17 protein-coding genes and 4 pseudogenes are annotated in these 22,807 nt (G+C 66.4%); 8 read left to right on the top strand and 13 right to left on the bottom strand.

The genetic code is table 11. The features are described from left to right. Positions 1-35: 35 nt before the first annotated feature. Positions 36-752 carry a c-type cytochrome gene (locus QP181_RS12465; protein WP_333928704.1) on the top strand — a complete coding sequence of 239 codons (717 nt, stop codon included), beginning with the start codon at positions 36-38 and terminating at the stop codon, positions 750-752. Positions 753-976: 224 nt separating this feature from the next. On the opposite strand, the gene QP181_RS12460 is transcribed toward QP181_RS12465, so the two are convergent. Both QP181_RS12460 and QP181_RS12455 read right to left on the bottom strand, forming a co-directional pair. Next, a complete protein-coding gene (locus QP181_RS12460; protein ID WP_333928703.1) occupies positions 977-1,861 on the bottom strand; it encodes an LOG family protein in 885 nt (294 codons plus the stop codon). A gap of 180 nt (positions 1,862-2,041) precedes the next feature. Further along, positions 2,042-2,695 carry an extensin family protein gene (locus QP181_RS12455; RefSeq protein ID WP_443027592.1) on the bottom strand — a complete coding sequence of 218 codons (654 nt, stop codon included), beginning with the start codon at positions 2,693-2,695 and terminating at the stop codon, positions 2,042-2,044. 234 nt (positions 2,696-2,929) lie between these two features. On the opposite strand from QP181_RS12455, the gene QP181_RS12450 reads away from it, so the two are divergent. The 4 genes from QP181_RS12450 to QP181_RS12435 all read left to right on the top strand — a co-directional run bounded on the left by QP181_RS12450 (position 2,930) and on the right by QP181_RS12435 (position 8,325). Then, positions 2,930-4,084: a phosphoserine transaminase gene (locus QP181_RS12450; RefSeq protein WP_333928701.1), complete on the top strand. Its 1,155-nt coding sequence runs from the start codon at positions 2,930-2,932 to the stop codon at positions 4,082-4,084. 203 nt (positions 4,085-4,287) lie between these two features. Continuing rightward, a complete protein-coding gene (serA, locus tag QP181_RS12445; RefSeq protein WP_192975134.1) occupies positions 4,288-5,865 on the top strand; it encodes a phosphoglycerate dehydrogenase in 1,578 nt (525 codons plus the stop codon). A 39-nt stretch (positions 5,866-5,904) separates the two neighbouring features. Next, positions 5,905-7,005: an ATP phosphoribosyltransferase regulatory subunit gene (locus QP181_RS12440; RefSeq protein WP_333928700.1), complete on the top strand. Its 1,101-nt coding sequence runs from the start codon at positions 5,905-5,907 to the stop codon at positions 7,003-7,005. A 30-nt stretch (positions 7,006-7,035) separates the two neighbouring features. After that, entirely contained in the window at positions 7,036-8,325 is a 1,290-nt protein-coding gene (locus tag QP181_RS12435; protein WP_333928699.1) for an adenylosuccinate synthase, read from the top strand. Between the two features lie 57 nt (positions 8,326-8,382). Here QP181_RS12435 and QP181_RS12430 read toward each other — a convergent pair whose 3' ends face one another. The 7 genes and pseudogenes from QP181_RS12430 to QP181_RS12400 form a co-directional block, all read right to left on the bottom strand. Further along, positions 8,383-8,850: a hypothetical protein gene (locus QP181_RS12430; protein WP_333928698.1), complete on the bottom strand. Its 468-nt coding sequence runs from the start codon at positions 8,848-8,850 to the stop codon at positions 8,383-8,385. Between the two features lie 57 nt (positions 8,851-8,907). Next, positions 8,908-9,975, bottom strand: a complete 1,068-nt coding sequence (gene aroC / locus QP181_RS12425) for a chorismate synthase (RefSeq protein ID WP_333928697.1) — start codon at positions 9,973-9,975, stop codon at positions 8,908-8,910. Beyond that, positions 9,972-10,226, bottom strand: a complete 255-nt coding sequence (locus QP181_RS12420; protein WP_333928696.1) for a DUF2442 domain-containing protein — start codon at positions 10,224-10,226, stop codon at positions 9,972-9,974. Before QP181_RS12420 ends, aroC begins: the two co-directional genes overlap by 4 nt. Beyond that, positions 10,195-10,455, bottom strand: coding sequence for a DUF4160 domain-containing protein (locus QP181_RS12415; protein ID WP_333928695.1), 261 nt, complete (start codon positions 10,453-10,455; stop codon positions 10,195-10,197). The genes QP181_RS12420 and QP181_RS12415 overlap by 32 nt, the downstream gene beginning before the upstream one ends. A gap of 9 nt (positions 10,456-10,464) precedes the next feature. Continuing rightward, positions 10,465-11,268 (bottom strand): enoyl-ACP reductase FabI, encoded by an 804-nt coding sequence (gene fabI / locus QP181_RS12410; RefSeq protein ID WP_107964572.1) that lies wholly within the window; start codon positions 11,266-11,268, stop codon positions 10,465-10,467. A gap of 11 nt (positions 11,269-11,279) precedes the next feature. Beyond that, positions 11,280-12,155, bottom strand: a complete 876-nt coding sequence (locus tag QP181_RS12405) for a YihY/virulence factor BrkB family protein (RefSeq protein WP_333928694.1) — start codon at positions 12,153-12,155, stop codon at positions 11,280-11,282. 97 nt (positions 12,156-12,252) lie between these two features. After that, a pseudogene (locus QP181_RS12400) lies at positions 12,253-13,173 on the bottom strand (DnaJ C-terminal domain-containing protein); the annotation flags it as partial. Between the two features lie 94 nt (positions 13,174-13,267). Between QP181_RS12400 and QP181_RS12395 the strand changes: the two are divergent. After that, positions 13,268-13,411 (top strand): hypothetical protein, encoded by a 144-nt coding sequence (locus QP181_RS12395; RefSeq protein WP_165886470.1) that lies wholly within the window; start codon positions 13,268-13,270, stop codon positions 13,409-13,411. A gap of 137 nt (positions 13,412-13,548) precedes the next feature. On the opposite strand, the pseudogene QP181_RS12390 reads toward QP181_RS12395, so the two are convergent. The 4 genes and pseudogenes from QP181_RS12390 to ku all read right to left on the bottom strand — a co-directional run. Continuing rightward, a pseudogene (locus tag QP181_RS12390) lies at positions 13,549-14,432 on the bottom strand (transglutaminase family protein). A gap of 148 nt (positions 14,433-14,580) precedes the next feature. Continuing rightward, positions 14,581-17,015: pseudogene (locus QP181_RS12385) on the bottom strand (circularly permuted type 2 ATP-grasp protein). Positions 17,016-17,524: 509 nt separating this feature from the next. Further along, positions 17,525-20,044: a DNA ligase D gene (ligD, locus tag QP181_RS12380; RefSeq protein ID WP_333928693.1), complete on the bottom strand. Its 2,520-nt coding sequence runs from the start codon at positions 20,042-20,044 to the stop codon at positions 17,525-17,527. 238 nt (positions 20,045-20,282) lie between these two features. Beyond that, positions 20,283-21,148: pseudogene (gene ku / locus QP181_RS12375) on the bottom strand (non-homologous end joining protein Ku); the annotation flags it as partial. A 108-nt stretch (positions 21,149-21,256) separates the two neighbouring features. Here ku and pdxH point away from each other — a divergent pair. Together pdxH and QP181_RS12365 are read left to right on the top strand one after the other, a co-directional pair. Continuing rightward, complete coding sequence (pdxH, locus tag QP181_RS12370) at positions 21,257-21,835, top strand: pyridoxamine 5'-phosphate oxidase (protein WP_333928692.1); 579 nt, start codon at positions 21,257-21,259, stop codon at positions 21,833-21,835. Continuing rightward, positions 21,832-22,779 (top strand): cation diffusion facilitator family transporter, encoded by a 948-nt coding sequence (locus QP181_RS12365; RefSeq protein WP_333928691.1) that lies wholly within the window; start codon positions 21,832-21,834, stop codon positions 22,777-22,779. The genes pdxH and QP181_RS12365 overlap by 4 nt, the downstream gene beginning before the upstream one ends. Positions 22,780-22,807 lie beyond the last annotated feature (28 nt).

The following is a 22,807-nucleotide window of genomic DNA, read 5'->3' as shown; positions in this document are numbered from 1 at the left end:
GGCTGTCCCAAATAGAACAGGGGCGGACGCGCAATATGGACAATCGGACCAATACGATCGCCGGCTGGGTGCTCGCAGGGTGTGGCGCGGCGCTGGGTCTGTCGATCGTCGGGGGCATGATGTTCCACGGCGAGCGCCCCGAGAAGATGGGCTATGCGATCGAGGGCGTCGTCGCCGAGGGCGGCGAAGGTGCCGCCGCCGAAGTGCCGATCGCGTCGCTGCTGCCGACCGCCGATGCCGCCAAGGGTGCGGAAGTGTTCAAGAAGTGCGCCGCCTGCCACACGATCAACCAGGGTGGCGCGAACGGCGTCGGCCCGAACCTGTACGGCACGGTCGGCGAGGAAATCGCCAAGGGCAAGGGCGGGTACGCCTTCTCCGCGGCGCTGGCGGGCGTCGGCGGCAAGTGGGACTTCGACAAGCTCAACGCGTGGCTGACCTCACCGCGCAAGTTCGCGAACGGCACGAAGATGACGTTCGCCGGCCTCGGCAATGCGCAGGACCGCGCGAACGTGATCCTGTATCTCAACCAGCAGGGGTCGAACCTGCCGCTCCCCGCGGCGCCTGCGGCTGGCGCTGCGCCGGCGGCCAAGGATGCGGCGGCGATGGATCAGCCGGCGACTGCGAATGCGGCCGAGGCTGCGGCGACGGAAGGTGCGCCGACCGCCGACATCGCCAACACCGGTACGCCAGCGTCGGGTGCGCCCTCGGTCGATCCCGAAGCAGCGCGCAAGGGCGCCCGCTCGGAGAAGTAATCGCTACTAGCAGGGATGATTGGCAAGGCTTGATCCTCCCCCTTGATGGGGAAGTTCCACGTTCAGGGTCGCCGTCGACGTTCCGATCCCGCTTCATTCCGTCATCCCGGCGGGCGCCGGGACCCACGGTTGCGGTCAGCGTCATAAGCGGACGCTCCGTGTCCATGGGTCCCGGCGTGCGCCGGGATGACGGAGAGGGTGGTAGTGGGGAACGGAGGAAAAGGTCAGGCCTCAGCCGCTTCCTTCTCGGCCCGCTCGCGATAGAACGACTGCACAGCGTCCCAGGCCTCGTCCGCGGTCTCGACATAGCGGAAGATCCCCAGGTCCTTCTCGCTGACGACGCCTTCCTCGACCAGCGCGTCGAAGTTCACGACCCGCTCCCAGAATTCGCGTCCGAACAGCAGTACCGGGATCGGCTGGATCTTCCCCGTCTGGATCAGCGTCAGCAGCTCGAACAGCTCGTCGAACGTCCCGAACCCACCCGGAAACGCCGCCAGAGCCCGCGCATGCAGCAGGAAGTGCATCTTCCTGAGCGCGAAATAGTGGAACTGCACCGACAACGATGGCGTCACATACGGGTTCGGTGCCTGCTCGTGCGGCAGGACGATGTTGAGCCCGATCGACTCGGCGCCGACGTCGTCAGCGCCGCGGTTGGCGGCCTCCATGATCGATGGACCACCGCCCGAACACACCACGAACTGCCGCCAGCCACGCTCGTCGCGCGGCAGCACGCTGACCTTGGCGGCCAGCTCTCGCGCGACGTCGTAATATTTCGACTTCTCGACCAGCCGCTCGGCGATCTTCTTCGACTTCTCGTCGGTCGCGAGCTTCAGCAGCGCCTGCGCCTTCGAGGGCTCGGGGATGCGCGCGGAGCCGTAGAACACGAACGTCGAGCCGATCTTCGCCTCGTCGAGGACGAGTTCGGTCTTCAGCAGTTCGAGCTGGAACCGCACCGGCCGCAGGTCTTCGCGCAACAGGAAATCCATGTCCTGGAAGGCGAGCCGGTAATGCGGGTGCTGTGTCTGCGGGGTGGAAACGGAGTCGCGGGCGGACTCGGCATCCTGGCTGGCGTTCGGAAAAACGCGCGTCGGTACTCGTGTATCTGTCATTCAGGCGCGATTAGAGGAAAGGGGCAGGGAGGGCTAGACCGAGTTACCCCAAGCTCCGTCCTCTAAGCAGCCGTCATCCCAGCGAAAGCTGGGATCCAGGGTTACGGACCGCGACGCTCTTGGCTCTTGGCTCTTGGCTCTGGGTCCCGGGTCGAGCTTAGGATGACGGCTGGGTGCGGGTCAGCGGCAGAAACCCGCGCGATCGTCTTCGAGATGGAGGTGGTTGCGGTGCGCGGCGTTGTAGTCGGGGCTGAGCACCGTCCCGAACCGCTTGCACGCCGACGCGCGGATCGTCTGGAGGAATTGCCGGACCTGCGGATCGGGCGAGTTCCAGTCGCTGAGCACGGTGATTCGCCGCCCGTCCTTCAGCACGAACCCGCCGATATCGATCGCGTTGGCGATTGCGTGGCCGGAGCGACGGTTTGCGTTGCGCGCCGACCCGACGATGTTGCGGCACGAATAGCTCCCCATGCTGTCGATCCGCGCGAGTTCGCTGCCGAGCATCTGGTACGCGGCGGGCGCGACCGCGTTGCGCGTCCAGCCAATAAACGCGCGTGCCGCGCCGCAGCGAACCGCGGTGAGATTGGCGACGGGCACGCCGATGTCGACGAGCTTCACGGTGCCATTGAGACCGCAGCCGGGGCCGGTCTCGCGGTCGGGCAGGACCTGGAACGAGACGTGCAACTGGCGCAGATCGGCGAGGCACTGCGCGGTCTCGCGGTTGCTCGGGACGGAGAGGTTGGGGCGGGCTTGAGTAGGGGCAGTGGGACGATCGGCCCGTCCGCAGGCGACTAAGGTGAGCGTGAGCGCAACCAGTACCACCCACTCCGCCATGCCGGGCCTGTTCCGGCATCCACCCATCATCTTGTCCCCCATGCCGATGGTCGTGCGGCACCGTGGACCCCGGAACAAGCCCGGGGTGACGGAGTGAGTTTGGCGCACGGTAGGGCGAGTCCCATCGCCACGTGCGCTTGGTCGAACGCGGTTGACACCCCCGCGAACGCCGCTAGGGCCGGCGACGGGCCACGCGGTCCCAACGCCGCGCGTGCTCTCTGTGAGGAGAGATACATGACTGATACGACCTACGCACCCGCTACAGAAGCGCCTGCGCTGCCCGCTACGAAGCCGGCACGTCCCTTTTTCAGCTCCGGTCCCTGCGCGAAACCTCCGGGTTGGTCCGCGGACAAGCTCGCCACCGATTCGCTCGGTCGTTCGCATCGCTCGAAGATCGGCAAGACCCGCCTCCAGTACAGCATCGACCTGATGCGCGAACTGCTGAAGCTCCCCGACACGCACCGCATCGGCATCGTCCCCGGCTCCGACACCGGCGCGTACGAGATGGCGATGTGGACGATGCTGGGCGCGAAGCCGGTGACGGCGCTTGCTTGGGAAAGCTTCGGCGAAGGCTGGGTCACGGATGCCGTGAAGCAGCTCAAGATCGACCCCACCGTCGTGCGTGCCGATTACGGTCAGCTGCCCGATCTGGATGCGGTCGATTGGTCGAACGACGTGCTGTTCACCTGGAACGGCACCACCAGCGGTGTGCGTGTGCCGAACGCGGACTGGATCCCGGATGACCGCGAGGGGCTCTCGTTCGCCGATGCGACGTCGGGCGTGTTCGCGTACGACATCGACTGGACGAAGATCGATGTCGCCACCTTCTCGTGGCAGAAGGTGCTCGGCGGGGAGGGTGCACACGGCGTGCTGATCCTTGGGCCGCGTGCGGTCGAGCGGTTGGAGACGTACACGCCGGCGTGGCCGCTGCCGAAGGTGTTCCGCCTCGTCTCGAAGGGCAAGCTCACAGAGGGCGTGTTCAAGGGCGAGACGATCAACACGCCGTCGATGCTGGCCGTCGAGGACGCTATCTTCAGCCTCGAATGGGCGAAGTCGCTCGGCGAGGACGGGCTGATCAAGCGGTCGGATGCGAATGCGGCTGCTTTGGACAAGATCGTCGCCGATCGCGACTGGCTCGGCCATCTCGCGATCGATCCGGCAACGCGGTCGAAGACCAGCGTGTGCCTCACGGTCGAGGGTGCGGACGAGGCGCTGATCAAGGCAATGGCCTCGGCGCTCGAAAAGGCCGGCGCCGCGTATGACGTGGCGGGTTACCGCGACGCGCCTCCGGGCCTGCGGATCTGGTGCGGCGCGACCGTCGACACTACCGATATCGAGGCGCTCGGCCCCTGGCTCGACTGGGCCTACGCGACCGCCAAGGCGGCTTAACTAGCTACCGCGTCTTTTACGTCCTTCTTCCAACAATCACCCCCATTCCGTCATCCCGGCGCACGCCGGGACCCATGGACACGGAGCATTCGCTTATGAAGCGAACCGCTACCGTGGGTCCCGGCTTCCGCTGGGATGACGGAGAGGGTGAGGATCGGATCGGAAGGCGGCACCCAATTCACCGAATTCCCAGGAGCAATCCCATGCCAAAAGTCCTCATCTCCGACAAAATGGATCCCCGCGCGGCGCAGATCTTCCGCGAGCGCGGCGTCGAGGTCGACGAGATCACTGGTAAGACGCCCGCCGAACTGATGGCGATGATCGGCGAGTATGACGGCCTCGCGATCCGCAGCTCGACCAAGGTCACCAAGGAAATCCTCGAGCACGCCACCAACCTGAAGGTCGTCGGCCGCGCCGGGATCGGCGTCGACAATGTCGACATCCCCGCCGCGTCGGCAAAGGGCGTGGTCGTGATGAACACGCCGTTCGGCAACTCGATCACCACCGCCGAGCACGCGATCGCGCTGATGTTCGCGCTCGCCCGCCAGCTCCCGGAAGCTGACGCTTCCACGCAGGCCGGCAAGTGGGAGAAGAACCGCTTCATGGGCGTCGAGCTGACGTCGAAGACGCTCGGCCTGATCGGTGCGGGCAATATCGGCTCGATCGTTGCCGACCGTGCGCGCGGCCTCAAGATGAAGGTCGTCGCGTTCGATCCGTTCCTGACGCCCGAGCGCGCGATCGAGATCGGCGTCGAGAAGGTCACGCTCGACGAACTGCTCGCGCGCGCCGACTTCATCACGCTGCACACCCCGCTGACCGACCAGACGCGCAACATCCTATCGGCTGAGGCGCTCGCCAAGACCAAGAAGGGTGTCCGCATCATCAACTGCGCGCGCGGCGGCCTGATCGACGAGGTCGCGCTGAAGGCGGCGCTTGATTCGGGGCAGGTCGGCGGCGCCGCGCTCGACGTGTTCGTCGAGGAGCCCGCCAAGGCATCGCCGCTGTTCAACACGCCGAACTTCGTCAGCACGCCGCATCTCGGCGCGTCGACGACCGAGGCGCAGGTCAACGTCGCGATCCAGGTCGCCGAGCAGATGGCCGATTTCCTGATGTCGGGCGGCGTTACGAATGCGCTCAACATGCCGTCGCTGTCGGCTGAGGAAGCGCCGAAATTGAAGCCGTACATGGCGCTGGCGGAGAAGCTTGGGTCGCTGGTGGGCCAGCTGACGACGGGCGCGGTGTCGCGGATTTCGGTGCATACTGAGGGAGCGGCGGCAGACCTGAACGCGAAGCCGATCGTGAGCGCGGTGCTTGCCGGCTATCTCCAGACGCAGACGGCGACCGTCAACATGGTCAACGCGCCGGTACTAGCGCGCGAGCGTGGTCTTGAGGTTCGCGAAGTGCGTACCGAGCGCGAGGCGGATTACCACACGCTGCTGCGCGTCGCGGTGAAGACCGAGGATGGCGAGCGGTCTGTTGCGGGGACGCTGTTCGGCGATTCGGCACCGCGGTTGGTCGAGCTGCTCGGGATCAAGATCGAGGCCGATCTGGCGGGGCCGATGCTGTATGTCGTCAACGAGGATGCGCCGGGGTTCATTGGTCGTCTTGGGACGGCGCTTGGCGAGGCTGGGGTGAATATCGGGACGTTCCATCTCGGGCGTAGGTCAGCCGGTGGCGAGGCGGTGCTTCTCCTCTCGGTCGACGAAGCCGTGACCCCCGACCTCCTGACCAAGGTCCGCGCGCTTCCCGGCGTGAAGACCGCGATGGGCCTTAACTTCTAAGGCTCGCGAACGGGGGGCGAAGTGGTTAGAGGCACGCGTATGACTGCTTTGCTCCCTGAAGGTTTCCGAGATCGCCTCCCTCCGTTCGCCGATTCGGCGGCGGCGCTCGAGGCGCGTGTGCTCGAAGCGGCGCGTCTCCACGGCTATGAACGCGTCGACCCACCACTCGCCGAATTCGCCGACGGTCTCGAAATGCGCCTCAAAGCCGGTGGCCTTCACGACGCGGTACGCTTCGTCGATCCGGTGTCGCAACGCACACTCGCAATCCGGCCGGACATTACCGCGCAGGTCGCGCGGATCGCTGCCACGCGGATGGGGCATCACCCGCGGCCGGTTCGGCTGAGCTATGCGGGGTCGGTGCTGAAGCTGCGGGCGTCACAACTCGCGCCCGCGCGTGAGACCCGGCAGATTGGCTGCGAGCTGATCGGCTTGGACTCGGTTGCCGCCGCGCAGGAACTCGTCGCAGTGGCAGTCGATATGATCGCCGCCGCGGACGTTACCGGTGCGTCGATCGACTTCACGCTGCCTGATCTGGTGCCGACGCTCGCCGCCGGACCTCTTCCCGTCGCGGATGATCTGGTCGCCACCTTGCGCGATCGCCTCGACGCGAAGGACGCCGGTGCTGTCGCCGCACTCGCGCCCGCCTATCTGCCGCTGATCGAAGCCGCCGGGCAGTTCGCGCAGGCGATGGATCGTCTTCGCGCGTTCGACACCACTGGTGCGCTCGCGTCGCGTCTCGACGGTCTCGCGCGGATTGCAGACGCACTCGACGGCCGCGTCGCGCTGACGCTCGATCCGACCGAGCGGCACGGGTTTGAATACCAGACCTGGCTTGGCTTCTCGCTCTTCGCCGATGGCAGCGCACGCGAAGTGGGACGGGGCGGCACCTACACTGTGGTCCACGAGAACGGCGCCGAGGAAGCCGCCACCGGCTTCTCGCTGTTCACCGACGCGCTGGTGGAACGTACCGCCACCGTCGACCGCCGCCGCCTGTTCCTCCCGTTCGGAACCCCAGCCGAGGAAGGCGCCGCAATGCGCGCGCAAGGTTGGGTCACCGTCGCCGCTCTGGAAGCCGGCGACACTCCCGAAGCACAAGTCTGCACGCATCTATGGGTAGCAGGCGAGCCTCGCGCGCTGTAGGCGCTGCGCGTAATCCTCAGGAGATAGAGTTTGGCCAACGTAGCAGTCATCGGCGCGCAATGGGGCGACGAAGGCAAGGGCAAGATCGTCGACTGGCTCGCCGAGCGTGCCGACATGGTCGTGCGGTTCCAGGGCGGGCATAACGCCGGCCACACGCTGGTCGTCGGCGAGAACGTCTACAAATTGTCGCTGCTGCCGTCGGGTATCGTGCGCGGGACGCCGTCGTTCATCGGCAACGGCGTTGTGCTCGATCCCTGGGCGCTGAAGGACGAGATCGCGCGGTTGGGTTCCCAGGGCGTTGTCGCGACCCCGGAGACGCTGCGGATCGCCGACACCTGCGCGCTGATCCTGCCGTTCCACCGCGATCTCGATGGTCTGCGCGAGGATGCCAGCGGCGCCGGCAAGATCGGCACCACGCGTCGCGGCATCGGGCCTGCGTATGAGGACAAGGTCGGCCGCCGTGCGATCCGCGTGTGCGATCTCGCGCATCTCGACGATCTCGGGCCACAGCTCGATCGCCTCACCGCGCATCACGACGCGCTGCGCGCCGGCTTTGGCGAGCCGCCGATCGATCGTGCGCGCCTGATCGCCGAGCTGCGCGAGATCGCCGGCTTCGTGCTGCCGTTCGCCAAGCCCGTCTGGCGCGATCTCAACGCCGCCCGCTCGGCCGGCAAGCGGATCCTGTTCGAGGGCGCGCAGGGCGTGCTGCTCGACGTCGACCACGGCACGTATCCGTTCGTCACCTCCTCGAACACCATCGCAGGCGCCGCAGCCGGCGGGTCTGGCCTCGGGCCATCCGCGGTCGGCTTCGTGCTCGGGATCGCCAAGGCGTACACGACGCGCGTCGGCTCGGGGCCTTTTCCGACCGAGCTCGAGAATGAGACTGGCGAGCGCCTGGGCGTACGCGGGCATGAGTTCGGCACGGTCACCGGGCGTAAGCGCCGCTGCGGTTGGTTCGACGCGGTGCTGGTGCGCCAGGCGGCGGCGGTTGGTGGCATCACCGGGATCGCGCTGACCAAGATCGACGTGCTCGACGGGTTCGAGACCGTGTCGATCTGCACCGGCTACCGCTTGCGCGGCGAGACGCTCGATTACTTCCCCGCGCATGCGGCCGACCAGGCGCTGGTCGAGCCGATCTACGAGACGATGGAAGGCTGGCAGGAAACGACCGCTGGTGCACGCAGCTGGGCCGACCTGCCCGCGCAGGCGATCAAGTATATCCGCCGTATCGAGGAGCTGATCCGCTGCCCGGTGACGCTGGTGTCGACCAGCCCGCAGCGTGCCGACACGATCCTCGTCCGCGATCCGTTCTCGGACTGATACGAAAAAGCCGGGCGATCGCTCGCCCGGCTTTTCATTTACGTGAGAACGGTTGGATCAGCGCGGCGTGGTCGTGCCGGTCGTTCCGCCCGTGGTTGAACCCATCGTACCGGTGGTCGTGCCACCCATGGTGCCGCCCATCGCACCAGTCGTGGTGCCCGTGGTGCCGCCCATGGTATCGGCGCCCATCGTGCTGCCGGTGGTCCCGGACATCGTGTTGCCCGTCGTGCCGGTGCCCATGGTGCCGCTCGTCGTGCCCGACGTGGTACCGCGCGTACGGCTACGGGCCTTGGTGCCACGCTGCGTGCGCCCCGTGGTCGACTGCGTGGTCGTCGAGGGATTCGCCTGATCCATTGTGCCGGTCGACATGCCGCCGGTCGTCCCGCCCATGGTCGAACCACCCATGGTGCCGCCGCTCATCGTTCCACCGGTGGTGCCGCCCATCGAGCCGGTGGTGCCCGTCTGAGCCATCGCCACACCTGGAATGATCAGGGCTGCGGCTGCGATCGAAGTTAGAATACGCATTATCACTCTCCTAAGTTATTGAAGAGCAAGCGCTTCAGCGCTGCGTATGTTCCGTCGTCAGCCGCACTGGCCCCGATGCAGCAACGCCTGGTCGGCTAGAACGAGCGCCACCATCGCCTCGACGACGGGGACTCCGCGGATGCCGACGCAGGGGTCGTGACGTCCCTTGGTGGCGATCGTCGCGGCTTCGCCGTTGGGGCTGATCGTCTCGACCGGGGTGAGGATCGAACTGGTCGGCTTGAACGCCACACGTAGGCGGATCGGCTGGCCGGTCGCGATCCCACCCGCGATCCCGCCTGCATGGTTGGCGAGGAACTCGGGACCGTCGGCACCGGGACGCATCGGATCCGCGTTCGCCTCGCCCGACAGTGCGGCGGCGGCGAACCCGTCGCCGATCTCGATGCCCTTGACCGCATTGATACTCATGCAGGCGGAGGCGAGTTCGGAATCGAGCTTGGCGTAGAGTGGCGCGCCCCAGCCGGCTGGCACGCCGGTTGCCTCGCACGCGATCACAGCGCCGAGCGACGATCCGGATTTCCGGGCGGCATCGACGAGTATCTCCCAGCGGGCGGCAGCGGCGGCGTCCGGGCAGAAGAACGGGTTCTGGTCGATCTGTGCATCGTCGAAGTTCGCGGGGTCGATCGCGTCGCCGCCGATCGCCTCGACCCACGCACGGATACGGACCTGCGGGACGACGAGGCGCGCGACGGCCCCGGCGGCGACGCGCGCGGCGGTCTCGCGCGCGGAGGAGCGGCCACCACCGCGGAAATCGCGAAACCCGTATTTCGCGTCATAGGCATAATCGGCGTGACCGGGGCGATAGGCCTTGGCGACGTCGGAATAGTCCTTCGAGCGCTGGTCGACATTCTCGATCATCAGGCTGATCGGCGTGCCGGTGGTGCGCCCCTCGAACACGCCCGAGAGGATGCGGACCATATCCGGCTCGCGCCGCTGCGTCGTGAAGCGCGACGTGCCGGGGCGGCGCTTGTCGAGCCAGGGCTGAATGTCGGCCTCGGTCAGCGGAATACCAGGCGGGCACCCGTCGACGATCGCCCCCAGCGCAGGCCCATGAGACTCGCCCCAGGTGGTGAAGCGGAACAACCGTCCAAACGTATTGAAGCTCATGCGGCGTTGCGGTTCATGCGTGTGATGTCGCCGCGACCGGCGATCAGGCCCTGGACCGAGATGTCCTCGTCGAGCTCGTCCCAGTGCAAACCGCTCGGACTGATCCAGACCTTGCTGCGATCGGCGGGCGAGCCGTGCAGCAATCGTGGATACCAGGCGAGCGGAACACCCAGCGTGCGGCCATCGTCGAGCCGGACCCACATCTGGTCCTCGTCGAATTCAACGCTCGTCGGGCGTACCGAAATGCTCATGCCATGCGCTCACGATTTCTGGCCTGCGAAGACCTATCTGCTCGGTGAGCCATCGCAGGGTGCGTGCATCCAGTCCACGGTTATCGGCCATCGCCACTTCGGGATAAAGCCAAAACTTCGCATCACCCTCACCGCGCTTTGCGACGTGGACGTGCATCGGCTCGCGCGGATCGCCTTCGCTGGAGTAGAAATGGAAGCGAAACCCGCGATCGGAAAAGATCACGGGCATCGCTGAACTCTATGCCAGCGCGATATCGGGGGCGTCTTCTGCCTTCATGCCGATCACGTTGTAGCCGGCGTCGACGTGGTGCGTCTCGCCGGTCACGCCGCTCGCCAGGTCGCTCAGCAGGTACAGACCCGCGCCGCCGACGTCGTCGATCGTCACGTTGCGCTTCAGCGGCGAGTTCAGCTCGTTCCACTTCAGGATCAGGCGGAAATCGCCGATGCCGCTCGCTGCCAGCGTCTTGATCGGACCCGCCGAGATCGCATTTACGCGGATGTTGTCACGGCCGAGATCAACCGCCAAATACTGTACGCTCGTCTCTAGCGCAGCCTTCGCCACGCCCATCACGTTGTAATGCGGGATGACCTTCTCGGCGCCGTAATAGCTGAGCGTCAGCATCGCGCCGCCCTCGGTCATCATCTTGGCGGCGCGCTGCGCAACCGCGACGAACGAATAGACCGAGATGTTCATCGTCATCAGGAAATTGTCGAGGCTGGTATCGACGAACCGCCCGCGCAGCTCGTTCTTGTCCGAAAAGCCGATCGCGTGGACGACGAAGTCGATCGTCGGCCATTCTTCCGCCAGCTTGTCGAAGGTCGCGTCGAGCGCGCCCATGTCCGACACGTCGCAATCGAACAGCCGCGCCACGCCAAGCTGCTCGGCGAGCGGGCGGACGCGCTTCTCCATCGTCTCGCCCTGATAGCTGAACGCCAATTCGGCGCCTGCCTCGGACAGCTTCTTGGCGATCCCCCAGGCCAGCGACTTATCGTTCGCCAGGCCCATGATCAGCCCACGCTTGCCCGCCATCAAACCGTTCACGCCATCCCCGCCTATACCTGCATATCCGTAGCGGGTTGCTCTAGCGTTGTTTCGGGTGGTTCCGCCAGTGCCGCGTTGAGATGCGCGCCGAATACCAGCCCGAGCCCGATGACGTAGAAAAACAACAGCATGATGACAACGCCAGCCAGACTGCCATAGGTCAGGTCGTAACCACCGAGCCGCGACAGGATCACCGGCAGCAGCGCGGTCGCGCTGACCCACCAGGCGGTCGTGAACAGCGCGCCCGGCCATTTGCGGCATTTCGAATAGCGATAGCGCGACGGCGTCACCGAATAGAACAGCAGGTACAGCGCGCCGAACATCAGCAGGCCGGGGATAAGACGAGATAGCCCAACCCACCCGGCGGCGTCCTGCGCGAACGGCAGTAGGCGGTAGATGAACTGCTCGGCCGCGGTGAGGATACCCTGCACCAGGAACGACAGCAGCGCGATCACCACCGACAGGATGATCACCGCGGACGAGCCAAGCCGCGATTTCCAGAACGGCGCGGTTGCCTTGATCCCGTAGGCGCGGTGGAAGATGTCGCGGATCGTCTCGACGAAGCTGCCGACCGTCCACAGCCCGACGAGCGCACCAAGCCACAATAGCGATCCGGTCCGCGCGGCGAGCACGTCGGCGATCGGCTTGCGCAACAGATCGCCGACATTGGGCGGCAGGACGTTGAGGAACGACTCGACCGCGCGCACAGTCTCGACGCTCTGCCCAAAGATCGACAGGATCGCGGCGGCGACGATGAAGAACGGGAACACCGTCATCAATGCGAGATAGGCCAGATTCCCGGCGTGGATGAACCCGTCATTGAACACGCCGATCGCCGCGCGCTTGAAAACCTCGAACGCGTAGCTGCCGGGCCTGACCTTCGCCATGCCGCGATTGAGACGGGATCGCGCGGCGCCATGTTCGTGCGCGCGCTTCGGGCGTAAGGGGACTATCGTTCACAAGGCGTTCAGACGCCCATGGCCCCCGCGGGTTCCCCGCATCGCGACCATCCCAGCTTTCGACGAACGCGGTCAGCGCCGCATCGCTCGCGGGAATGTCGATCATCAGCGTGACCAGCTGGTCGCCGCGCGTGCCGCCCTTCTTGTGGAAACCCTTGCCCTTGAGGCGGAGCGTCTTGCCCGAAGTGGTGCCCTTGGGGATCGTCAGCATCACCGGTTTGTCGACCGTCGGCGCCTTGACCGAACCGCCCAGCACCGCCTCGGCCAACGTGATCGGCAGTTCGAGGCGGACGTCGTCGCCATCGCGCGTGAAGAACTTGTGCGGCTGGACCTCGATCGTCAGGATCGCATCGCCAGCGCCGCCTGGACCCTGCTCGCCCTTGCCTGCAAGCTTCATCTGGGTACCGGTCTCGACGCCCGCCGGCAGCTTGAGGTCGAGCGTCTTGCCGTCGGACAGCGTCACGCGCTGCGGCTCCAGCGTTGCGGCTTCGACGAACGGCACCTGCAGGCGATACGCGACGTTCTCGCCCTTGGCCTGCGGACGCCGACCGAAGCCGCCGGAGAACCCGCCGCCACCGCCGCGCTGCGCGCCACCGAACAGGCCCTCGAAGATGTCGCTCATGTCAGGGGCCCCGGGGCCGCTCTCATAGCCTTCGCTGCGGAAGCCGCCGCCGGGCTGCGGTCGCCCGCCGCCACCGCCGCCAAAGCCGAACGGCGACGCCGGGTTGCCATCGCCGTCGATCTCGCCGCGATCAAACCGTGCGCGCTTGTCCTTGTCGTTCAGCAGGTCATACGCGTTGGTGACCGTGCTGAACCGCTCCGACGCCTTAGGGTTGTCCTTGTTGCGATCGGGATGAAGCTCCTTTGCGAGCTTGCGGTACGCCTTCTTGATGTCGGCTTCGGTCGCGTCGCGCGCTACACCCAGAGTCTTGTACGGATCGGCCACTTACGTCCCCATTATACCTTGCGCGTCTATGTGGGGGGATCGCCCGCGCAACGCAATTGCGCGCGGGGTGTTTGGTTGAACGAGAGGAACGATCATGACCGACAAGCAACCGATGCAGGGCGTGCCGAAGAACGACGATGGCGCGAAGGAGAAGGACGGAGTCAACAACGCGCCGGCCAAGGACAAGAGCGGCGAAAGCGGCGGCGGCTCGTATCCGAACCCGCACGACGAGAAGTAACGCCTTCATCCTCCCCTATGAGGGGAGGTGGCAGCCCGCTTGGGCTGACGGAGGGGTGACCCGCCATCGAGACGGTGTCACCCCTCCGTCTGGCAAGCGCCAGCCACCTCCCCTTGCAGGGGAGGATCGCATCGCTCTTATGCGGACTCCAACGGCGCAACATCGACGCTGACGTCCATGTTCTGCGCGCCCGACCCGAGCACCACGCCGTCGACCGGCGCGATCTCCGCATAATCCCGCCCGACCGCCATCACGATGTGATCGCTCGCCATCCAGATTCCGTTGGTCGGATCGACCCCGACCCAGCCACGCACCGGCCCGCACCACAGCAGCACCCACGCATGCGTCGCATCCGCGCCGACCAGCCGCGGCTGGCCCTCGGGCGGGATCGTGCGGATGTAGCCCGAGGCATACGCCGCGGGAGGCCCGCCGCCCGCAAACCCGTGATCATGATCTGTGCGAAATCTTGGCACACGCCCTTGCGTTGCAGGAACGCTTCGTGCGGCGGGGTATCGACCAGCGTCGCGTCGGCGTCGAACTCGAACTCCTGCTGGATTCGCCGCGCTAGCGCGATGCCGGCCTCCAGTGCGCCGCGCGAAGGATCGAGATCGGGTGCGCAATAGTCCGCGATCGCCTGGTCGAGAGGGATCAGCGGCGAGGGGTAGATATAATTCGCCGGGCTCGCCGCAGACAGATCGGTGCTGGTCCGCGCCATCGCCGCGATCTCTGCGAGAGTCGGATCGCTGGCGTCGGGCACCGGCACGAGCCGATCTACCGTCATCCGCGACCGGCTCTCGATCGTCAGGTGCCGCACCGGGCTGTCGACCACCAGCCGCGTGACGTTGGCGAGCCCCGCCTCGGCTCTCGCGGCGCTGGTGCGGCCCGCCGGATGCACCGACAGCGTGTAGGAGTCCAGATGCTGCCCCGGCCAGTCGATCGGCTTCAACCGCAGATTGCACCGCGCGAACTTGACGCTCGCGCCGTAATCGAACGTCGTGACGTGGCGAATGTCGTAGATCATGAAAATCCTCCCTGGCACGGGGAGGGGGACCGCCAGCCGCTTGCTGGTGGTGGAGGGGGCGCCACGAGGGATACGCTGGTGGAGAGCCCCTCCACCATGCGCTGCATGGTCCCCCTCCCCGTACCGGGGAGGATTTGCAGATCTACCCTCACGCCAACGTCAGCCCACTAGTCCGCAACGGCTCGGCACCCTGCAGGAAATACCGCCGCGCCAGCGCATCCGACACCGCGCCGAGACGCCGCTCGATATCCCCTAGCGTCTCCGCATTCAGCTCAGCCGCCGTCGCGGTCATGACGATCGCCAGCAACCCGGTCGCTTGCGCCTGTTGCGGCTCCGCCATCTCGTCGTCGCTCAGCACCGGCAGTTCCGCCAACCGCGCCGCAATCCGCTCCGCCGAAAACGCCAACGACCGTGGATTGCCCGGATCGAGCGCCACCAGATCCATCACCGGCACGCGCGCGATCCCGGTCGGATAGCGCTGGCGATAACTGATCTGGCTGTCGGCAAGGTCGAGCAGCACAGACAGATCGTCCGGCGACGCCCCCGGCATCCCGAACAGCCGGATCGCGCGCGCCATCGCCATCGCCCGCTCGATCCGCCGCCCGAGATCGTGAAACCGCCATGCCGCCGTCCGCCCCATATGCTCTGCTGACAACCCCGCGATCGCCGCATAGCGCCGTTGCAGCGAGCCTGCCCGCTCCAGCATCCCGCGATGCGTCGGGAAGGGGGCCTCGAGCAGCCGCACCATGTCCGCTGACAACCGATCACGCGAGCCTTCGCCGATCTCGCGCGCATGCCGGTTGAGCGTCAGGATCGACTGCCAGCGTTCGTCCTCCATCGCGGTACGGGCGAGCGCGGTCAGGTCTGCACGGCGCAGCGACGGCGGGAGCGGCGCGCTGCCCGCGCCGACGATCAGCCCCACCAGCTTGCCGACCGTGGTGGGGGACAACACCGCCCCCGTCGACGTCGATCGAATTGCCCAGCATCACCCGGATCGCGCCGAGCAGAGCCTCGCCCCGCTCCAGATAGCGCCCGAGCCAGTAGAAATTGTCCGCCACCCGGCTCGGCAACGTCCCGGGATTGCGCCGCACCTGAAGCGAGTCCGCGGCGGTCAGCAGCGATACGGGCGCGACCGGCTCGGCACCATAGATGCAGACATCGGCGGACCAGATCCCTTCGCCCATCACCGCCGCCCGCGCGTCGGGATGCTCGCCGATCCGCGCGAATCCGCCGGGGAGGACGGTCCATTCGCCGTCGCCGTTACGCGCCGCGAACACGCGCAGGGTGAAGGGGCGGGGGACGAGCGCATCGCCGACCACGACCGGCATCGTCGAGAGCTGGACCAGTTCCTGCCCGACATAATCCTGCGGCCTGCGCGCCATGTCCGCGAGCAGACGCGTCCGGTCCGCGCCGGTGATGTCGGCGCCCGTGAGCGGGCCGCCGGTCATGCCGAGAGGCCGCGAGTGGAACGCCGGACCGATCAGCAGGCGATCGAAATTCGCCTCGACCTGCGCGCGCGCCGTCCTGCCCGCACCACCACGTCGCGATGTTGGGGAGCAGCAGGTCTTCCCCGAGCAACGACTTCGCGAGCTGCGGCAGGAAGGCCGAGAACGCCGGCGCCTCCAGCACCGCCGAGCCCGGCGCGTTCGACAGCACGACGTTGCCGGCCGCGTACGCGTCGATCAGCCCGGGCACCCCGATCTGCGAGTGCGTGTCGAACGCCAGCGGATCGAGCAGCCGCGGGTCGAGCCGCCGCCACAGCGCATCGATCCGCTTGAGGCCACCGATCGTGCGGACATAGACCTTGTCCTCGAGCGCGGCGAGATCGGCGCCCTCGACCAGCAACAGCCCGAGATAGCGCGCGAGATGCGCTTGCTCCGGATAGCTCGGGTTGAACCGGCCCGGCGTGAGCAGGCCGATCCGCGGGTCGGTCCGCTTGCACATCGCCGCGATCCCGGCGCGGAAGGCGGCGAAGAACGGCGCGTGGCGCTGAACGTTGAGCCTATCCTGCAACCCGCCGAGCGTACGGCTGACCGCAATGCGGTTCTCCAGCGCATAGCCGGCGCCGGCGGGTGCGCGCAGGTGATCGGCGAGAACGCGCCATTCGCCGGTCGGTCCGCGGCCGAGGTCGATCGCGATGAAATCGAGGTGGCGGCCGCCGGGTGGGTCGAGCCCGACCATCGGCCGCAGGAAGAACGGGCTGCCGGTGACGAGCGCGGCAGGGATGTGGCCGTCGTCGACCAGCTTTCCCTCGCCGTAGAGGTCGGCGATCACCGTCTCCATCAGCGTCGCACGCTGGATCACGCCGCGCTCGATCCCCGCCCATTCACCGGCTTCGATCAAGAGCGGGACGGGCGAGACGGGCCAGGGGCGCTCGTCGGGTTCGTCGGCGATGCGGAAGCCGGTGCCGATATCGACCGCATGCCGCTGGACGCGTTCGCGGATGTGGCCGAGGTCGTCGGAGGCGACTGTCGCGAGCTCGGCGAACATCACGGCCCAGGCGGGGTCGGCGTCTTCGCAGAGCACGTCGGCACTGGTGCTGCGCGCGCAATAGTCGGCGATCCAGCGCCCGGCGTGGATCATTGCGTCGAAAAGGGGCGCGGTTTGCGTCGCCGTGTCCGCCGTGTCCAATGCCTCAAGCCCCCGAATACAGGCGGCGGTGTTTCACCTTTCGACGCGGCGGTGCAACATAAAAGCGTGGAATCGGGTGCGCGTACCTGTCTCACCGGCTGTCTCGGTCAGACGGTCGCAGCCATCCCACCCGTTGCTCTTCATTCACTCCCACCCATCCGTCATCCCAGCGAAAGCTGGGATATTTCGCTTGGCGGACGCGACGCTCGCCCCATGAATATCCCAGCTTTCGCTGGGATGACGGGTGGGGAGGGGGCGCGGCAGGGCAGGGCAGGGCAGGGCAGGGCCGGGCAGGGCAGGGCCGGGTAGAGTAGAAGTGAAAGACACCCGACGCGACCGGCACCCCGGCGAAGGCCGGGGCCTAGTTGGAAAGGTGGTCGCAATGGAGCGCTGCCCTCCGAAGGCAGCGTTCGCCAATTAGGCCCGGCCTGCGCCGGGGTGCTGCTGGTGGAGGGAGCCGCTCACAAATCCGGCAGCACCTGATCCGCCACACCCCAGCCCTCAAGCGCCCGCGACCCGGCCCGCTCGATCAACTCCGCCCCATCCTTCACGCCCCAGCGCGCGGCCGTTTCGATATCGCGCAGCTCGCTCCAAGATACCGGTGCCGCCACCGGCGCGCCCGCTCTCGCCCGCGCCGAATACGGCATCACTGCCGTAGCGCCGCGCTGGTTCCGCAGCCAATCGATGAAGATCCGCCCCTTGCGTTTCGCCTTGGCCATCGTCGCGACGAAGCGGTCGGGATCGGCGCCCGCCATCGCTCGCGCAAACCGATCTGCAAAGTCCTTCACCGCCGGCCATTCCGCCTCCGGGGTCAGCGGCACGACGACATGCACGCCCTTGCCCCCCGACAGCATCGGGAAGCTGACCAGCCCCAGTTCCGCCAGCTGGTTCTTGAGATGCTCGGCAGCCTTCTTCGTGTCGCCGAAGTCGAGCCCCTCGTCGGGATCGAGATCGAACACCAGGCGGTCGGGCTTCTCCAAGGTCGCGTTCGACGACCCCCAGCCGTGGAACTCGATCGTCCCCATCTGCACGCACGCAACCAGGCCGTCCGCATCGTCGACATACAGATAGTCCTCGGTCGAGCCGTCCTTCTCGCGGATCGGCACCTTGTGCACCGCGTCGCCGAAGCTCCCCGCGTCGTGTTTCTGAAAGAAGCACGCGCGCGACCGGCCCTGGGGGCAGCGGACGAGGCTGATCGGGCGGTTGCCCGCGACCGGCAGCATGATCCCCGACACCGCGACGTAATAGTCGGCGAGATCGCCCTTGGTGACGTCCGACTTGTCGAAAATCACGCGGTCGCGGCTGCTGACCTTTATGCTGGTTTCCGGTGCGGCACTCTCGGCCACGTCCGGCAGCGGGGCGGGGGTTTCGGCCACCACGTCCTTGGCCGCCTTGTCCTCGCGCAGGCCGATGAAGCTCGAATGGCGGAGCACGCCGTCGGGGGTGACCTCCGCGAAGGCGACCTCTGCGACCAGTTTCGGCGTCACCCATTTCGCGCCGCGGACCGCGGCCTTGGGCGCCTCGACCGTCGGCGTCTTGCGATCGAGTGCGTCGAGTTTTTCGCGGATTTCGTCCATCAGCGCTTGGTCGAACCCGGTGCCGACCTTTCCGGCATACCTGAAGCCCTTGCCCTCGCGGACGCCGAGCAGCAGCGACTTGAACCCGCGCTTCTTGTTGGATGGGAGCCAGCCGACGATCACGAATTCTTGGCGGTGCGTGCATTTGACCTTGAGCCACGCCTTGGTCCGCTTGCCGGCATAGGGCGCGTCGGCGCGTTTCGAGACGATGCCTTCGAGGCCTTCGCGGCACATCGTCTCGAACAATTGCTCGCCCGCGCCGATGACGTGATCGGAATAGCGGAGGCGGTCTTCGTCTTCCGGGATCAGCGGTTGCAGCCGTGCCTTACGGTCGAGGTTGGAGAGGCCGGTCAGGTCTTTGCCGTCGAGTTCGAGCAGGTCGAACGCGAACAATGTCATGTCGCCGCTAGTGGAGATCGCGTCCTTCAGCGTCGAGAAATCGGGGTGGCCGTCCTTGAACGCGACGATCTCGCCGTCGATCAGCGCGGATTTTACCGGGAGCTTGGCGGCGGCGGCGGCGATTGCGGCGAACTTTTCGGTCCAGTCGAGGCCGGTGCGGGTGAAGACCTTGGCCTTGCCGTTGGCGACGGAAATTAGCGCCCGGTAGCCGTCGTATTTTACCTCGTGGAGCCAGGCCGAGCCGGTGGGTACGGCGTCGACGAGGGTGCAGAGCTGGAGGTCTTGAAACTCGGGAAGCTTGGCGCTTGCGCCCCGCCCGCGCTTCGTCATCCCAGCGGAAGCTGGGGTCTCCCGTGGCTCCTGTCCCGTGTTTGCCGCTTGAGATCCCAGCTTTCGCTGGGATGACGGGCTGGGGGCGTGCCGGCTTTTATCCTCTTCGATCTCGATCATCGTGCGGCCGGTCGAGACGCTGGTCAGCGCTTCTTCTACCAGCGTGTCCGTGCCGCCGGCTGCCGCATCGTCGATCTTCCGGAGCAACCAGTTCTCGCGCTTCTCCTTCGCGCGGGGCTTCAGGCGGATGAGCAGCCATTCGCCCTTCATCCGTTCGCCATCGAGGACGAAGTGGAGGTGGCCCTTGTCGAGGTCCTTGGCCGACTTGCCCTTGATCGGCGACCATGTGCCGCGATCCCACAGCATCACCGTGCCGCCGCCATATTCGGCCGCGGGGATGGTGCCTTCGAACGTGGCGTAGCTGAGCGGGTGATCCTCGGTGCGGACGGCGAGGCGCTTTTCGTTGGGGTCGAGGCTGGGGCCGCGGGTGACTGCCCAGCTTTTGAGGACGCCGTCGATTTCGAGGCGGAAATCCCAGTGGAGGCGGGTGGCGTCGTGCTTCTGGACCATGAAGCTGTTGCCGTTGCCGGGGGCCAGCGTACCCGCGGGTTCGGCGGTCTTGGTGAAGTTCCGCTTTGAATTGTAGAGGGCGAGGGGATCTGGGGGCGTGGCCATCAGCAGCGTCCCATCTTCGTCATCCCGGCGAAAGCCGGGACCTCGTGCAGCAGGGGGAAGGTCTGCAACGGGGAGATCCCAGCTTTTGCTGGGATGACGGGGAGGGGGCCCAAATATACGTCATCCCAGCGAAAGCTGGGATCTGGTGCGGCAAGGGCGACCTCGCCAACCGGGATATTCCAGCTTTCGCTGGAATGACGGTGAGGGGAGCAAGGGCGCTATGCACGTTTTTTGCAGGAGCTTTGGCAGCCGTTTTCGCCGGCGCGCGCTTGGCGGGGGCTTTCTTCGCTGGTGCCTTCTCCGCCGCCGCACTCCCCCGCTCTTCTCCATCGACTTCTTCAACGCCGCCATCAAATCGACCACGTTCGAGCCGGTCTTCCCGCCGGTGTCCTTGTCCTCGATGATCTTCTTCCCGTTCGCCTTGCGCTTGCGTTCGATCAGATCCTTCAGCGCATCGACATAGCGATCGTGGAACTCCTGCGGGTGGAAGTCGGCGCTGCGCTTCTCGATCAGCGCCTCGGCGAGCTCCAACAGTTCCTCGGACGGCTTGTCGTCGGGGATCTCGCGGAAATAGCCCTGCGCCTTGTGCACTTCGTCGGCGTAGCGGAGCGTCTCCAGCACCATGCCGCGCCCGCACGGCTTCAGGCTGACGACATATTCGCGGCCTCGCATTGCCAACTGCCCAAGCCCGACCTTCTTCGTCCGCTTCAACGCCTCGCGCAGTACGATGAACGCCTCCTCCGCGAGGTCATCCGCGGGCACGACGAAATACGGCTTCTCGTAATAGAGCACGTCGATCTCGCTCGCGTCGACGAACTGAGTCAGCTCCAGCGTCTTCTTCGACTCGAGCTTCACCGCATCGATCTCGTCCTGCTCCAACAGGACGTATTCGCCCTTCGAGACCTCGTACCCCTTCATGATCTCGTCGGCATCGACCGGGCCGACGCCGGTGACGACCTTGTCGTAATGGATCGGCTGGCCCGACGGCTCGTGGATCTGCTTGAACGACACCGCCGCGCCGGATTTCGTCGCGGAGTAGATCTCGACCGGGATCGAGACGAGGGCCAGCCGGATCTGCCCCTGCCAATATGCGCGTGCTGCCACTTGGCGTCCCTTCGTTGCGGAAACGATTCGATTACCTGGGTCAATCATCGGCACGGTAGAGTCGTTCCCAAGTTTCGTTCCGCGCCAAATCCCGCTAAGGCGCGCGGCATGTCAGACGATCCCTTTACGCTGTTCGATAGCTGGTACGCCGAGGCCAAGCAGTCCGAGCCGAACGACCCGAACGCGGTCGCGCTCGCGACTGCCGACGCGGAGGGGCGACCGTCGGTGCGCATGGTGCTGCTAAAGGGTCATGGGCCCGACGGTTTCGTGATCTACACCAACCGCGAAAGCCGCAAGGCGGGCGAGATGGCCGCCAATCCGCAGGGTGCGCTGCTGTTCCACTGGAAGTCGCTGCGCCGGCAGATCCGGATCGAGGGGCCGGTATCATGGGCGACGGACGAAGAGTCGGACGCCTATTTCGCCTCACGCGGCCGTGATTCGCAGCTTGGCGCCTGGGCGTCGGCGCAGTCCCGGCCGCTCGACAGTCGCGACACCTTCGAGCAGCGCGTCGCAGAGATGACCGCGAAGTTCGAGGGCCAGGACGTACCGCGACCACCGCATTGGGGCGGCTACCGCGTGACGCCGACGCGCATCGAGTTCTGGCAGGACCGCGCGCACCGGCTCCACGAACGTCGGTTGTTCGTTCGCGAAGACGGCAATTGGAGCGAAGGACTGCTGTTCCCATGACGCAGGACGAACGGCGCAGGGTCATACCCCTCGCAACCCGCGCGGCGCTCGCCAGCGTCGCGATGGCGTGTTTCCTGCTGTTGCTGAAGGGCTTTGCGGCGTGGTCGACGGGCTCGGTGGCGATGCTCGGGTCGCTCGCCGATACCGCGCTCGACCTGCTCGCGTCGCTGGTGACTCTGTACGGCGTGCGGCTCGCGGCGACGCCGGCGGATCACGACCACCGCTTTGGCCACGGCAAGGCTGAGGCGCTCGCCGCGCTGTTCCAGGTCATGCTGATCACCGCCTCGGCGGTCGGCATCGCGTGGCGCGCGATTCTGGCGTTCGGCGATCCGCAGCCGACCACCGGCGCCGATTTCGGTATCGGCGTGTCGGTGATCGCGATCGTGGCCACGGTGTTCCTGCTCTCCTATCAGCGTCGCATCATCCGCCAGACGGGCTCGGTCGCGATCCTGGCGGACAACGTCCACTACCAGTCGGACGTGCTGCTCAACGGCTCGGTGATCGTCGCGCTGGTGCTCGATCAATATGTCGGGTGGAGCGGGGCGGATCCGATCTTCGGCATCGTCATCGCGCTGTGGCTCGCCTGGGGCGCGTTCCAGGCGTCGTCGAACGCGATCGACCAGCTGATGGACAAGGAATGGCCCGAGGATTTCCGCGCGCAGTTCCTCGACGTCGCCGCGCGCCAGCCTGGCATCCGGGGAATCCACGATTTCCGCACGCGGCGCTCGGGGAGCCACGACTTCGCGCAGTTTCACATGGAGGTCGCGCGCGACCTGACCGTGGAACACGCGCACGACATCGTCGAGGCGGTCGAGCGCAATTTACGCACCGCGTTCCCCAAGGTCGAGGTGTTGATCCATCTCGATCCCGAGGGGCATGTCGACACCGACAATCCGCTGGTCGAGGCGGACGTGACGCCGCATTGGTTTGGTAAGCGGGTATAGTCCGCTCGAGATTCGGCAACCGCGTTTG

It is taken from the genome of Sphingomonas sp. LR55 (assembly GCF_036856015.1).
GTDB lineage: Bacteria > Pseudomonadota > Alphaproteobacteria > Sphingomonadales > Sphingomonadaceae > Sphingomonas.
The sequence above is the reverse complement of the archived record's forward strand: the minus strand, read 5'-3'. Positions and strand labels throughout refer to the sequence as shown.

What these genes read in the sequence shown, in the direction of transcription:
- QP181_RS12465 (WP_333928704.1), top strand. Translation starts at nt 36, where the DNA reads ATGGACAATCGGACCAATACGATCGCCGGCTGGGTGCTCGCAGGGTGT.
- QP181_RS12460 (WP_333928703.1), bottom strand. Translation starts at nt 1,861, where the DNA reads ATGACAGATACACGAGTACCGACGCGCGTTTTTCCGAACGCCAGCCAG.
- QP181_RS12455 (WP_443027592.1), bottom strand. Translation starts at nt 2,695, where the DNA reads ATGGCGGAGTGGGTGGTACTGGTTGCGCTCACGCTCACCTTAGTCGCC.
- QP181_RS12450 (WP_333928701.1), top strand. Translation starts at nt 2,930, where the DNA reads ATGACTGATACGACCTACGCACCCGCTACAGAAGCGCCTGCGCTGCCC.
- serA (WP_192975134.1), top strand. Translation starts at nt 4,288, where the DNA reads ATGCCAAAAGTCCTCATCTCCGACAAAATGGATCCCCGCGCGGCGCAG.
- QP181_RS12440 (WP_333928700.1), top strand. Translation starts at nt 5,905, where the DNA reads ATGACTGCTTTGCTCCCTGAAGGTTTCCGAGATCGCCTCCCTCCGTTC.
- QP181_RS12430 (WP_333928698.1), bottom strand. Translation starts at nt 8,850, where the DNA reads ATGCGTATTCTAACTTCGATCGCAGCCGCAGCCCTGATCATTCCAGGT.
- aroC (WP_333928697.1), bottom strand. Translation starts at nt 9,975, where the DNA reads ATGAGCTTCAATACGTTTGGACGGTTGTTCCGCTTCACCACCTGGGGC.
- QP181_RS12420 (WP_333928696.1), bottom strand. Translation starts at nt 10,226, where the DNA reads ATGAGCATTTCGGTACGCCCGACGAGCGTTGAATTCGACGAGGACCAG.
- QP181_RS12415 (WP_333928695.1), bottom strand. Translation starts at nt 10,455, where the DNA reads ATGCCCGTGATCTTTTCCGATCGCGGGTTTCGCTTCCATTTCTACTCC.
- QP181_RS12405 (WP_333928694.1), bottom strand. Translation starts at nt 12,155, where the DNA reads ATGGCGAAGGTCAGGCCCGGCAGCTACGCGTTCGAGGTTTTCAAGCGC.
- QP181_RS12395 (WP_165886470.1), top strand. Translation starts at nt 13,268, where the DNA reads ATGACCGACAAGCAACCGATGCAGGGCGTGCCGAAGAACGACGATGGC.
- ligD (WP_333928693.1), bottom strand. Translation starts at nt 20,044, where the DNA reads ATGGCCACGCCCCCAGATCCCCTCGCCCTCTACAATTCAAAGCGGAAC.
- pdxH (WP_333928692.1), top strand. Translation starts at nt 21,257, where the DNA reads ATGTCAGACGATCCCTTTACGCTGTTCGATAGCTGGTACGCCGAGGCC.
- QP181_RS12365 (WP_333928691.1), top strand. Translation starts at nt 21,832, where the DNA reads ATGACGCAGGACGAACGGCGCAGGGTCATACCCCTCGCAACCCGCGCG.